This is a genomic window from Rhizobium cauense (genome assembly GCF_019511525.1).
Classification (GTDB): domain Bacteria; phylum Pseudomonadota; class Alphaproteobacteria; order Rhizobiales; family Rhizobiaceae; genus Rhizobium; species Rhizobium cauense.
Window position 1 is genome coordinate 41,752 of sequence record NZ_JAEUAT010000021.1, and the last position, 13,300, is coordinate 55,051.

At 60.0% G+C, this 13,300-nt stretch carries 12 protein-coding genes; 2 read left to right on the plus strand and 10 right to left on the minus strand.

Annotated elements, in window-relative coordinates; genetic code table 11:
* Window positions 1-2 precede the first annotated feature (2 nt).
* Entirely contained in the window at window positions 3-1,439 is a 1,437-nt protein-coding gene (gene cysG, locus JNB88_RS27960) for a siroheme synthase CysG (RefSeq protein WP_220358311.1), read from the minus strand.
* 262 nt (window positions 1,440-1,701) lie between these two features.
* Between cysG and JNB88_RS27965 the strand changes: the two genes are divergently transcribed.
* A complete protein-coding gene (locus JNB88_RS27965; protein WP_220358312.1) occupies window positions 1,702-2,289 on the plus strand; it encodes a deaminase in 588 nt (195 codons plus the stop codon).
* Between the two features lie 6 nt (window positions 2,290-2,295).
* Window positions 2,296-3,129 carry a nucleoside triphosphate pyrophosphohydrolase gene (gene mazG, locus JNB88_RS27970; RefSeq protein WP_220358313.1) on the plus strand — a complete coding sequence of 278 codons (834 nt, stop codon included), beginning with the start codon at window positions 2,296-2,298 and terminating at the stop codon, window positions 3,127-3,129.
* 75 nt (window positions 3,130-3,204) lie between these two features.
* Here mazG and hflX read toward each other — a convergent pair whose 3' ends face one another.
* The 9 genes from hflX to dusB form a co-directional block, all read right to left on the minus strand.
* A complete protein-coding gene (gene hflX, locus JNB88_RS27975) occupies window positions 3,205-4,545 on the minus strand; it encodes a GTPase HflX (RefSeq protein ID WP_220358314.1) in 1,341 nt (446 codons plus the stop codon).
* Between the two features lie 77 nt (window positions 4,546-4,622).
* Window positions 4,623-4,865 (minus strand): RNA chaperone Hfq, encoded by a 243-nt coding sequence (gene hfq, locus JNB88_RS27980; protein ID WP_003539403.1) that lies wholly within the window; start codon window positions 4,863-4,865, stop codon window positions 4,623-4,625.
* Between the two features lie 110 nt (window positions 4,866-4,975).
* Window positions 4,976-5,839, minus strand: a complete 864-nt coding sequence (locus JNB88_RS27985; protein WP_220358315.1) for a D-amino-acid transaminase — start codon at window positions 5,837-5,839, stop codon at window positions 4,976-4,978.
* A gap of 63 nt (window positions 5,840-5,902) precedes the next feature.
* A complete protein-coding gene (ntrX, locus tag JNB88_RS27990; RefSeq protein ID WP_220358316.1) occupies window positions 5,903-7,267 on the minus strand; it encodes a nitrogen assimilation response regulator NtrX in 1,365 nt (454 codons plus the stop codon).
* A complete protein-coding gene (locus JNB88_RS27995) occupies window positions 7,257-9,527 on the minus strand; it encodes a sensor histidine kinase NtrY-like (RefSeq protein WP_220358317.1) in 2,271 nt (756 codons plus the stop codon). The genes ntrX and JNB88_RS27995 overlap by 11 nt, the downstream gene beginning before the upstream one ends.
* Before the next feature lie 4 nt (window positions 9,528-9,531).
* A complete protein-coding gene (locus tag JNB88_RS34230; RefSeq protein WP_262928094.1) occupies window positions 9,532-9,663 on the minus strand; it encodes a hypothetical protein in 132 nt (43 codons plus the stop codon).
* Window positions 9,664-9,718: 55 nt separating this feature from the next.
* Window positions 9,719-11,170, minus strand: a complete 1,452-nt coding sequence (gene ntrC, locus JNB88_RS28000; RefSeq protein ID WP_037127756.1) for a nitrogen regulation protein NR(I) — start codon at window positions 11,168-11,170, stop codon at window positions 9,719-9,721.
* A complete protein-coding gene (locus JNB88_RS28005; protein WP_220358318.1) occupies window positions 11,167-12,321 on the minus strand; it encodes a two-component system sensor histidine kinase NtrB in 1,155 nt (384 codons plus the stop codon). Before JNB88_RS28005 ends, ntrC begins: the two co-directional genes overlap by 4 nt.
* Window positions 12,318-13,244 (minus strand): tRNA dihydrouridine synthase DusB, encoded by a 927-nt coding sequence (gene dusB, locus JNB88_RS28010; protein ID WP_262928095.1) that lies wholly within the window; start codon window positions 13,242-13,244, stop codon window positions 12,318-12,320. The genes JNB88_RS28005 and dusB overlap by 4 nt, the downstream gene beginning before the upstream one ends.
* Window positions 13,245-13,300 lie beyond the last annotated feature (56 nt).

The following is a 13,300-nucleotide window of genomic DNA, read 5'->3' on the forward strand; positions in this document are numbered from 1 at the left end:
GTTCAGCTCCTTGCAAATTCCTCGGACCGGGCGCGTTCGCGCACAAGCGGTTCCGACAGCTCGAAATTGGCGCCTGCGACAGCATCGCCGATAATCACCATGACCGGTCCGGTCAACTCGTCACGATGCTGCAGGTCGGGAAGATCCCGCAGAATACCGTGCAACAACCGGCGATCGGAACGGCTGGCATTCTCGATGACGGCAACAGTCGTTTCCGCGGGCAGGCCTGCCTGCATCAAACGTGCGGCCACTGATGCAGCAACCGTGCGGCCCATGTAGACGGCGATCGTCGCGCCTGACACAGCAAGGCTTGCCCAATCCGGCAAGACATCGCCTGTCAGATCGTGGCCGGTCGTGAAGACCAGCGAAGAGGCAACGCCGCGCAGCGTCAGCGGCAGCTCGAAATCGGCGGCCGCGGCAAAGGCCGAGGTGATACCAGGCACGACTTCATACGAAATACCCGCCATTCGCAGCGCCGCCATTTCCTCGCCTGCCCGGCCATAGACAAGCGGATCGCCAGACTTCAGGCGAACCACGCGCTTGCCTTCGCGACCGAGGTGCACGAGTAGATCATTGATCTCTTCCTGCGACTTCGAATGGCATCCCTTGCGTTTGCCGACCGACAGTCGCTCGGCGTCACGACGGCCCATGTCTACAATTTCCTGGGGCACCAGCGCATCATAGACAATCACATCCGCTTCCATCATCACGCGCTGGGCGCGCAGCGTCAGCAGATCAACAGCACCCGGACCAGCGCCGACAAGCCAGACATGACCTTCGATCTTTTCCGCCGCTTGCAGCAGACCGTTGGCCACGCGCCGCGCCTGCGGCAGATTTTCGTTGGCAACAGCATCGGCAACTGCACCGGAGAAGAACCGACGCCAGAACAGGCGGCGCGCCGCCCCCTTCGGCACGAGATGTTCGGCGGCCTTGCGATAGCTGACCGCAAGATCCGCGAGACGACCGAGCGATGGCGCAAGCAACTGGTCGATCTGCGCGCGGATCATCTGTGCGAGCACCGGTCCAGCGCCTTCCGTGCCGATCGCGACAGCTACCGGTGCGCGGTTGACAAGAGCGGGCGTGAAGAAATCGCAATAATCGGGCTGATCGACCGCGTTGGCGGGGACCTTCTCGGCACGCGCCGCCCCGACGATGGCGCGATCCTGCGCCGAGTCGCCGGTCGCCGCAAAGACGAGCGTTGCCCCACGGACCTGCTCGACGGCAAAAGCTGCACGCACCGTCTCGATCCGATTGGCGACCAGGTAAGCATGGTAATCGGCCTCAGGACGATCGGCATAAGCCACCACCCTCGCCTGCGTGTTCAGGAGCAGACGAACCTTGGCAAAGGCCTCGTCGCCATTGCCAAAAACGGCCGCGATCTTGCCTTCAACACGGAAGAAAGCAGGAAATACCGACAGTTGATCAGTCTTGAGAGGCATCGTCAATCCATTTCGAGGTTGCCGGAATATGCACTCTCTGCCCAGGCAAATGAAGAAACAGAAATTCCAAAGCCGGCACAGGCACGTATTCTTTTACTCGGGCTCCCGATGATTTGAGTAAAAGTCACCGGTGCGGCCCTCCGAGCACACTCGAGCCTCTCGCAGCGCAGCAGAAAGCCTGTGACAAATCGGGTGCCTCGACCTTATCGGTATTTGCCTCCACTCCCGCTGGCGGTAAGGTGCGGCCTTCAAGGAGAAAGCCATGTCCGACAAGACCATCGCCGCCCGCCTGCTCAACGTTATGGAACAGGACATTCTGCCTATGACTGAACGTGGGGTTGCCGCCGGCAACAAGGTCTTCGGCGCTGCGATCCTACGCAAGTCCGACCTCTCGCTTGTCGTTGCAGAGACCAATAATGAGCTCGAAAACCCGCTCTGGCATGGCGAGGTGCACACACTGAAGCGCTTCTACGAGCTGGGTGAGAAACCAGCCACGAAGGACCTGGTCTTTCTGTCGACGCACGAACCCTGCACCATGTGCATGTCGGCCATCACCTGGGCGGGATTCGACAATTTCTACTATTTCTTCAGCCATGAAGATTCGCGCGACGCCTTCGCCATTCCGCACGACCTGAAGATCCTCAAGGAAGTCTTCGGTCTGGAACCGGGCGGCTATCGACGCAGCAACGCGTTCTGGAACAGTTTCGCGATTGCCGATCTTGTCGAGACCGAGGATGACCGTCAGAAAGCCGAGTTGAAGGCGCAGACAGCACGCATCAAGGCGCGCTACGACGCACTCTCCGACAGCTATCAGGCATCCAAGAGCGACAACGACATTCCGCTGAATTGAGTGACCATGGAAGCCTCCAAAGACATTTCTCGCCTGATCGAGATCATGGCCGCGCTGCGCAATACGGAAACCGGTTGCCCTTGGGACATCGTCCAGACCTTTGAGACGATCAAGCCCTACACGATCGAGGAGGCGTATGAAGTCTCCGACGCGATCGAGCGCAACGACATGGACGACCTCTGCGACGAGTTGGGCGACCTGCTGCTGCAGGTCGTGTTCCATGCGCGCATGGCGGAGGAAGCCGGCGAATTCTCCTTCGGCGATGTCGTCGAGGCAATCACCCGCAAGATGATCCGCCGCCATCCGCATGTCTTCGCCCGCTCCGATGCCGACACGCCAGATGCCGTCAAGAAACAGTGGGATGACATCAAGCAGGCAGAAAAGCGCGAACGAGCCGAACGGCGAGCCAAGCGCGGGGTCAACGAGGACTTCAAGGCTGGCTTCCTCGGATCGGTCCAGCGGAGCTTCCCTGCCCTGACCGAAGCGTTGAAGCTGCAAGAGCGCGCAGCGAAGGTGGGGTTCGACTGGTCCGCTCCCGAACCGATCCTCGACAAGATCGAGGAAGAAATCGGCGAACTGCGGGTTGCGCTGGCAGAAGGCGATCAGGCGAAGGTCACCGACGAGCTTGGCGACCTCATCTTCGCGGTCGTCAATATCGGTCGGCATGTCAACGCCGATCCGGAACAGGCGCTTCGCGGAACAAACACAAAATTCAGACGCCGTTTCAATCACATCGAGACAGTTCTTGATGCAGAAGGTGAGACTCTGGAAGCAGCGAGCCTGGAGCGGATGGAAGAGATTTGGCAAGCGGCAAAAGCGATCGAGCGACAGCTCGGATAAGGCACCTCGCCTGAACCGCCGCTAGCAGGCGCCACTGTCGGTGTTCGGACAACGGAAGCCAGGACAGAAACGTTCCTAGCGCTCCCAATCTTCCCTGGCTGCCTTCGGCCCGTTGCCCAGGCGACGTTCCAACTCGACAGCCTCGTTCTCCGAGAGGCGTAAGTCGAGCGTGATGGAGCCGTCCTCATTGTCTTCGCGACTGTCGACGATTGCGTGATCGTAGAGCCAAGGCAGCAGCGCGAGCTTGTCGACCGGCAGGCGCACGGTCGCCTCCGTCAGCACGCCGGAGAGCCTGCGGCTGATCTCGCTCATCAGTGTATCGATGCCCTCGCCCGTGATCGCGGACACAGCAACGACGTTCTCGGCGCCATTGGCCTTTTGCGCGATCGCGTCGTGCGCTTCCGGCTCCAGACGATCGATCTTGTTCCAGATCTCGATGATGCGTTTGTCGCCTTCGGCTTCGTCGATGCCGAGGTCCTTGAGGATACGGAGCACGTCTGCGCTCTGAGCCTGGTTGTCGGCGTCGGACATGTCACGGACATGAAGGATAAGGTCCGCTTCCAGAACCTCTTCCAGCGTGGCGCGAAACGCCGCGACGAGGTGAGTCGGAAGATCCGAAATGAATCCAACGGTGTCGGATAGGATCACCGTGCGGCCATGTGGCAGCTTCATGCGGCGAAGTGTCGGATCGAGCGTCGCAAAGAGCATGTCTTCCGCAAGCACGCCTGCGCCGGTTATACGGTTGAACAGGGTCGATTTGCCAGCGTTCGTATAACCGACCAGCGCCACGATCGGGTGCGGCACCTTCTTGCGCTTGGCCCGGTGGAGTTGGCGGGTACGCACTACCTGCTCCAACTCGCGCTCGAGCTTGATGATACGGTCCTGCAGCAGACGGCGGTCAGCTTCGATCTGGGTTTCACCCGGACCACCCATGAAGCCGCCACCACCGCGCTGACGTTCAAGGTGGGTCCAGCTGCGAACCAGACGACCCTTTTGATAGTTGAGGTGCGCGAGGTCGACCTGCAGCGTGCCTTCCTTGGTGGAAGCGCGACGGCCGAAAATCTCGAGAATGAGGCCGGTACGGTCGATGACCTTGGCGTTCCATTCCTTTTCGAGATTGCGTTGCTGCACCGGCGTCAGCGGATGATCGACGATAATGAGACCTGAGTCGTTCGCATCCAGCGCCGCCTTGATCTCTTCGATCTTGCCAGTGCCCATCAGCGTGGCCGGACGCGGATCGTTCACCGGAACGATGGCGCCGTGAACAACATCGAGATCAATCGCCTCGGCGAGGCCTGTCGCCTCTTCGAGGCGACTTTCAGGGGTACGTGTGACCGAGGGGGTGGGAGCAACATCAGCCGCACCGCGCCCTCGACGCGCCTGTTTGAGGACAGGCACGATAACGGTCGCACGCATGTCATCCCGGTGCTTGGCTGCTTCCGGGATGATCGAATCGTTCTTGGTATCACGTGTCGAGATAATTGCAGGTCCTGTTAGGAAGCAGCTTCTTCGCTCTCAAACATCTGCATCGGCTGGCCGGGCATAATGGTCGAGATTGCGTGCTTATACACAAGTTGCGAATGGCCGTCACGGCGAAGCAGGACACAGAAGTTGTCGAAGGACGTTACTACGCCCGTCAGCTTAACGCCGTTTATCAGAAAAATTGTCAGTGAAATCTTTTGCTTGCGAACAGTATTGAGAAATAAGTCCTGCAGATTCTGAGAACGTTCCGCCATCGCGCCGCTTCTTTCTTTATTGCCGGCTTCGTTGTGCCGGTGAAATACTAATCAACCTCGCCTGCAGGCAGCTGACAACCCTCATCCCCTCTGCCCAGAAAGCCTTGGTATCAAATCGCAATCTTTTCCGCAACGTCGAAAAAGGCTTCCCTAATTTTCTGCGAGATACTGCCCGGATGACCGTTCGCAATCGGCTGACCGTCGATGGAGACAACAGGAAAGCAGATGCTCGTTGCAGCCGTAATGAAGACTTCGCGCGCTGCGAGCATCTCGGCGACCGAGAACTTCCGCTCTTCGATCGTCAGTCCCAATTTGGCGCCGACATCGATCAGCGTCGTGCGGGTAATGCCTCGCAGAATGCCATGCTCTGCCGGGCGCGTGATCAGCGTACCGTCTCGGTCAACCATCCAGACGTTGGTGGCAGCGCCCTCCTTCACCAAACCCTCGGCGTCGACATAGATCGCCTCTTGCGCCCCGGCTTCCTTTGCCTGTTGCCGTGCCAGTGCGTTCGGCAGCAAGCCGACCGATTTGATATCGACGCGGTCCCATCGGTTATCAGGGACCGTAATTGCCTTGATGCCGGTCGCGTTCTTCTTCGCAATAACAGAAGGGTCAGTGCTCTTGGCGGTGATCACAAGTGAAGGCGGCGTTCCCTCCGCAGGAAACACGTGATCGCGCCGCGCCACACCACGCGTGACCTGCATGTAGAAGAGGCCATTGCGGACCCGATTGCGGCGCAATGTTTCGCGAATCACGCCAGTCAGGGCGGCTCTGCTCATTGGCCAGGCGATTCGAAGTTCGCCGAGTGATCGGTCCAGCCGGTTCAGATGGCGCGTGAGGTCGACGATATATCCATGCCTGATCTCACAGACCTCGTAAACGCCATCCGCGAACTGATAGCCGCGGTCCTCGATATGGACCATCGCGTTCGAGTGATTGACATAGCGGCCGTTCACATAGGCTATTCGGGGCATGGAGAACCTGCTTGTGGGGGAATAAGCGGGAGGCGGTGGACGGCGCTATGGCGCCGCCCGGTATCAGACGCCAAGCGACTTGAGCTTGCGGTGCAATGCCGAGCGCTCCATGCCGACGAACTCGGCTGTACGCGAGATGTTACCGCCAAAGCGGTTGATCTGTGCGATCAGGTAGTCCTTCTCGAACATTTCGCGCGCTTCGCGAAGCGGCAGCGTCATGATGTGGTAGTCGTTCTTGGCCGAGACCTTGGGCAGCATGTCGCCGAGATCGGTCGGCAGCATTTCGGCCGTGATCGGCGCGTCCGGACCGTCAGAACGCGCGAGGATCATCAGCCGCTCAATGTTGTTGCGCAGCTGACGGATATTGCCCGGCCAATCATGCGCCTGCAGCACGGCCATCGCATCGTCGCCGATGCGGCGCGGACGTATCCCAGCCTGCTCGGAAATCTGCCGCATCAGCTGATCGACCAGGAACGGGATGTCCTCGCGGCGTTCTGCCAATGCCGGCACGCGCACGGGTACGACGGCAAGACGATGATAGAGATCCTCACGGAACCAACCCTCGGCGATGCGGCTTTCCAGGTTGTAGGCCGTCGACGAAACGATGCGCACATCGACCTTCACCCGCTTGGAGCCGCCGACGCGCTCGAACTGCTGGTCCACGAGAACACGCAGGATCTTGTTTTGCGTCTCACGCGGCATTTCGCCGACTTCGTCGAGGTAAAGAATGCCTCGGTGCGCTTCCTCCAACGCGCCGATCTTGCGCGCCTGGCCGGGTCCACCTTCAGTTCCGAACAGAGCGATCTCCATCCGGTCAGGCGTGATGTTCGCCGCATTCAACGCCACGAAGGGGCCGTTCGCACGCGTCGACTTCTTGTGGATCATGCGCGCGACCAACTCCTTGCCGGAGCCTGACGAACCAAAGATCATGATGCGGCTATTGGTCGGCGAGACCTTTTCGATCGTCTGACGCAGCTGCGAGACGGCAACGGACGTGCCGATGAGTTCGACCGGGTCGCCGGCCTTGCGCTTGAGTTCGGAGACTTCCCGCTTCAGCTTCGAGTTCTCGAGCGCCCGCTCCGCGATCAGAATCAGCCGGTCGGCCTTGAACGGCTTCTCAATGAAATCGAAGGCGCCTCGCTTGATGGCGGAAACCGCCGTCTCGATGTTTCCGTGGCCGGAAATCATAACGACGGGAATATCCGGATGGCGCGTCTTGATTTCGTCCAGCAGCGAGAGCCCATCGAGCTTGCTGCCCTGCATCCAGATGTCAAGGAAGATCAGCCGCGGCGCACGATCGGAGATCGCAGCCAACGCACTGTCGCTGTCATGCGCCGTGCGGGTCTCGTGTCCTTCATCAGAAAGGATACCGGAGACGATCTCGCGGATGTCGTGCTCGTCATCGACGACCAGAATATCAGAGGCCATAAACACTTTCCTTGTCACTTGCGGCCGGGGCGGAAGGCGTAGCTTCCAAACGTGGCAGATGCACGCGGATCATGGCCCCTCGCCCCTGGTCGAAATCGGCGGGCGCATCATGCAGTTCGAGCTGCCCACCATGTTCTTCAATAATCTTCTTGACGATTGCCAAGCCGAGGCCGGTGCCCTTCTCGCGCATCGTCATGTAGGGTTCCAGAATGCTGTGGCGGTTCTCCACGGGGAGCCCCCGTCCGTTGTCGATCACGTCGACGGTAAAGCGGTCGCGTACCGGATCGAGCGAAGCTCGAACGAGGATCTTGCGCTCGTCGCGCTCGCCGCTCGGCACGGCCTCGATTGCCTCGACAGCATTCTTGATTAGGTTACCGAACGCTTGACCGAGCATGCGGCTGTCGAACTGCCCCTCCAGCGGCTGGTCACCCAGTTCCTGTTGGAAAGCAACATGGCTGTTGCCCATCTCTCGCAGGAACACCGCATCATGCAGGATCTTGCGAAGATCGCTCGGTTCCTTGATCGGCTTCGGCATCCGGGCAAATGACGAGAACTCATCGACCATGCGACCGATGTCTCCGACCTGCCGGATGATCGTTTCGGTGCACTGGTCGAAGACGCTGCGATCATCCTGATTGATCTGTTTGCCGTAGCGGCGCTGAATGCGCTCTGCCGACAGCTGGATGGGCGTCAACGGGTTCTTGATCTCATGGGCAATACGGCGGGCGACGTCGCCCCATGCGGTCGAGCGCTGGGCGATCACGAGGTCAGTGATGTCATCAAGCGTGATCACGTAGGATTCGCTCATGTCGCGGACTTCCTCGCGCGTGACCTGCACGCTGAGAGTCCGCACGGTCCCTGCCCGGACAAGGGCGATCTGCTTGCGGAAATCGCCACGATAACGGGAGGCCGCTTCCGTCAGCACCTGATCGACTTCAGGCGCGATCTCGGAGAGCTGCTTGCCCAGCATCTCGGATGCCGGCAGTGCCATCAGCGCTTCGGCCGAGCTGTTGACGATCGTCACCCTACGGTCTTGCTCAACGCCGATCACCGAGGCCGTGACGCCAGAGAGAACCGCCTCTATGAAGCGTCGGCGATCGTCCACTTCGTCCTTGGCCTCGAGGATTTCGTCGCGTTGCGTGCGAATTTCCGAAATCATCTTGTTGAAGGTTCGCGAGAGGCTCGCGACATCGCCATCCACCGCGTGCACCGGAACGACGATATCCATATTGCCCGATGCCACGCTGTCCGCCGCTGTAATCAGCAGCCGGATCGGCCGCACGATGCGGTCGGCAACGGCGATAGCCGTCCAGATCGCAGCCAGTAGAACGATCAGGGCAAAGCCGATGTAGAGAACGGCGAAGGCGATCTGCAGCGAGAAGCGGCCAGCCTCCATGGACTTATATTCTGTAGCGTTCTCCTCCATCAGACGCATGGCGCCCATGACCTTCGGGTCCACCGCGCGAACCGTGTAGAGGAACGCGCCGTCGATCGCTTCAAGCTTGATGATCGCGCCTACCAGGTTGGTGATACCGGGCGGGATCAAGGTCGGTTGGCCGGCGGCAGCCTTGTTCAATGCATCTTGCGGAATTGCCGGCAAGGGCTTCTCGGTCTTGATATCGGCTTGCACGATAACCGAGCCATCCGGCTGGACGAGGAAAGCGCCCAGAAGACCACGTCCGCGTGCCTGCCTTGTCATCAGATCGGAAAAGCCTGTCCGATCGAGATTGAACAGGGCTCGATTGCGTTCGAGATCATTCGCCATCGAAATGGTCTGGCCCTGCAGGTAGCTCGCATTCTCCATCATGTAGGCCTGCCCGATATTGCGAGAGGAACTGACGATGGATTGCGTGCGAAGTGCGAACCACCGGTCGAGACCGGCATTCAGCGTAATACTGGCGAAGATGGCGACAAGGATCGCCGGCGTGATCGCGACGATCGAGAAAAGTACGACGATGCGGATGTGTAGCCGCGCTGCCGCGCGACCGCGCTTGCGTGCCTTGAACAGCCGCGAAACCTCGCGCGCGATGAGCGCCATGAGGCCGAGAACGAAGAACGAGTTTACGACGACCGACGTGACGACGACGTGATAGCTCGGCGCGATCGGTGTAAGCCCGAGCAGGACAAACAGAGTCAGAGTGGCGCACAGCAGGGCACCGCCAGCCAGAATCAATCCAGGCAGGGCAAACAGCGCTCGGCGATCGGTCACAGCTGTGACAGCTTCGCCTTCCGCCGCTGGCGGCATTGCATCCTGCTCCATTCGCTTAATTCTCCTGGCGGCAGGCAATCGCCTCCGCCGCTCCCCGCGGACCGGGGCAAAAGCCGCCAGCCTGCCATATCGACGCAACGGCGAATACCGTCAGGTCTACAGACAGCAGCGAAACCACGAACCCCATGCGTGACTTCTAAGCAACGCAATGTGGCGAAAATGCAACGTGCCCAGTCACATTGTCAAGCGGTGCGGGAGCTCCTGTACACGGATACTCCAAGCTCGCGGATCTTCTTGCGCAGCGTATTGCGGTTGAGACCCAACAGGTCGGCCGCCTTGATCTGATTGCCGCGCGTCGCTGTAAGTGCAGCCAGAATCAGCGGATACTCCATTTCGGTCAATATGCGATCGTAAAGCCCTGGGGGCGGCAGGCCATCGCCGAATCCTGCGAAGTATGTTCGCATATTTTCCTCGACAGCCTGAGCGATCGTCATGTTGCCGTTGCGGATCGGTCCCTTGTCGATCGGACTGTCGGGCACATCCGATCGAAGCTCGGATTCGATGATTTCGCGCGTAATGACATCCTGTGGATAGAGCGCCATGAGCCGGCGAATGAGATTCTCAAGCTCACGTACGTTGCCGGGCCAGGCGTAGGCTTTCATCAGGTCGAGCGCTTCCTGATCGAACCGCTTCGAACCGAGTCCTTCCTTCTCCGCCTGCTGGACGAAGTGGCGGACCAGATCCGGAATATCCTCAGCACGGTCACGCAACGGCGGCAAGCGCAGCGGAACGACATTCAGGCGATAATAAAGGTCTTCACGGAACAGGCCCTGATTGATCGCCTGCTTGAGGTCTTTGTTGGTGGCAGCGACGATACGCACGTCGGTACGGATCGGCGTCCGGCCGCCAACGGTCGTGTATTCGCCCTGCTGCAGCACGCGCAGGAGGCGCGTCTGCGCGTCCATCGGCATGTCACCGATTTCGTCGAGAAACAGCGTACCGCCCTCAGCTTGTTCAAAACGGCCGGTGGAGCGTGTCTGAGCGCCGGTGAACGCGCCCTTCTCGTGACCAAACAACTCGGACTCGATCAGGTCGCGCGGGATCGCAGCCATATTGATCGCGACGAAGGGTCCGTTGCGACGCTTGCCATAGTCGTGCAGCGCCCGCGCCACCAGCTCCTTGCCGGTGCCGGACTCGCCGGTGATCATGAGCGTCAGATCAGTCTGCATCAGACGTGCGAGAACGCGGTAGATTTCCTGCATCGCCGCCGAACGGCCAACGAGCGGCATGCCATCCTGCATGTCCTCGTCGAGCTTGGCAGGCTTGCGCTTCGGCTCGGCCAGCGCCCGACCGATGATGCCGATCAGTTCGGTCAGGTCAAACGGCTTCGGCAGATAATCATAGGCACCTTTCTCCGAGGCTTTGATCGCCGTCATGAAGGTGTTCTGCGCGCTCATCACGAGCACGGGCAAATCCGGGCGTGCTTTCTTGATGCGCGGCAACAGGTCGAACGCATTTTCGTCGGGCATCACGACATCGGTTACGACAAGATCGCCCTCGCCCGCCGACACCCAACGCCAGAGCGTTGCTGCGTTGGAGGTAATGCGCACGTCATAGCCGGCGCGGCTCAGAGCCTGATTAAGCACGGTACGAATTGCCGCATCATCATCCGCGACGAGGATCGTTGCTGTCATCGAGTAGGTCCTGTGGGAGTTGTGGTCGTTGCGTCTTCCATCGATGCGTCCTTGGAGGCCGGCATCAAGACGCGGAATGTTGTGCGGTTGTTCTGACTGTCGCATTCGATTATGCCGCCATGGTCACCGATAATCTTGGCGACCAGCGCCAGGCCGAGGCCGCTGCCGTTCGTCTTTGTAGTGATGAACGGATCGAACAGATGCGGCAGAAGATCCGCCGGAACGCCTGGCCCGTTGTCCTGAACGCAGAATTCGAGCGGCAGCGAAATCTTCTCGCGCGTTCCCGCGACCGACAAGCGAATGCCCGAGCGGTAAGCGGTCGTCAGAACGATTTCGCCATCCGGGCGATCGCCAATAGCTTCCGCTGCATTCTTCACCAGATTGAGGAACACCTGAACAAGCTGATCGCGGTTCGCGTAGACCGACGGCAAAGAAGGATCGTAATTCTCGGTAATGCGCAGGTGCCGCGCGAAACCGGCTTTCGCCACAGCCTTCACGTGATCAAGCACCGAGTGGATATTGACGGGAACACGGTCGACGGGCCGCTCATCCGAGAAGACCTCCATCCGGTCCACCAGCGACACGATCCGATCCGTTTCGTCGCAGATCAGCCGCGTCAAAGCCCGGTCGTCGTCGACAACCGATTGCTCCAGCAACTGTGCCGCACCGCGAATACCTGAAAGCGGATTCTTGATCTCATGCGCCAGCATGGAGGCAAGACCTGTAACCGAGCGGGCGGCCGCGCGATGTGTCAGCTGGCGGTCAATCTTGTCCGCCATCGACCGCTCCTGGAAGACAATCACGACGGAGCCCGGATCGCTGACCACAGGCGCAACGTACAAATCGACGAGCTTGTCCTGTCCGAGACGCGGCGAACTCAGGTCGACGCGATATTCGTTGATTGGCGCCCGCCTTTCGCGAACCTGATCGATCAAGGCCAGCAACGGGCTGCCGAACGGGATGAAGGTCGAGATCTTGTACCGCGCAAGATGGGCTGCGCTGGCACCAAAAAAGGCCTCGGCCTCCCAATTGGCGAAGGCGATGAGGCCAGCCTCATTCACCATTACGACAGGATTCTGGATCGCGTTGAGCACAGCGGTCGCAACGGCGCTACCGCCGCTGTCGACGGACGATGGCACGTCATTCGTCATGCAGCCTCCCGGGTCTGCGTATCCGACGCCGCAGCCATCAAAGCATCATAAAACCTCGCGGCAACCTCCCCAGCCTCACGCGCGGTCATGACTGCCGCCTTCTCATGCACCGAAATCTGAGGCGCGAAGCGATCGAGATACCAGGCGAGGTGTTTCCTTGCGTGACGGACAGCGACCGCTTCGCCATAGAACTCGAGCATCATGCGGTAGTGTTCGGCGGCAATGTCGGGGATCTCCCATGTCTTGGGCCCAGGGTGACCAGCCAACACGCCTGCATGCCACGGCCTACCCTGACAGCCTCTTCCAATCATGACCGCATCGGCCCCGGATCGACGTAGGATCTCATGGGCGTCTTCAACGCTCTCGACATCGCCGTTTGCCACCAGCGGGACAGTGACGGCATCTCGCACGGCCCGGATTGCATCCCAGTCGGCACGCCCCTCATAAAATTGCATACGAGTGCGACCATGGATCGTAATCAGCTGGACGCCGGCCTCCTCGGCGCGACGTGCAATCTGAGGCGCGTTGATCGAATTTTCGTCCCAACCGAGCCGCATTTTCAGGGTCACGGGAACGTCAACGGCGTTGACTGTCGCTTCTATCAAACTCAGTGCGTGATCGGGATCGCGCATCAGCGCGGAACCTGAATAGCCGCCCGTAACCTTTTTTGCCGGGCAGCCCATGTTGATGTCGATAATGTCGGCGCCGTGATCGGCCGAGATTTTCGCTGCTTCGGCCATCCAATGCGCTTCACGGCCGGCGAGCTGGACCATATGCGGCTCAAAGCCTGCGCTCTCAAGGCGCGCCCATGATTCGGCCGTGCTGTTCACGAGCTCACGGCTTGCGACCATTTCGGTTACGACAAGCCCGGCGCCATAGCGCCATGCCAACTGCCGGAAAGGCATATCCGTTACGCCGGACATCGGCGCCAGGACAACGCGGTTCCTGACTTCGACCGGTCCGATCCGCAACGGTGCTG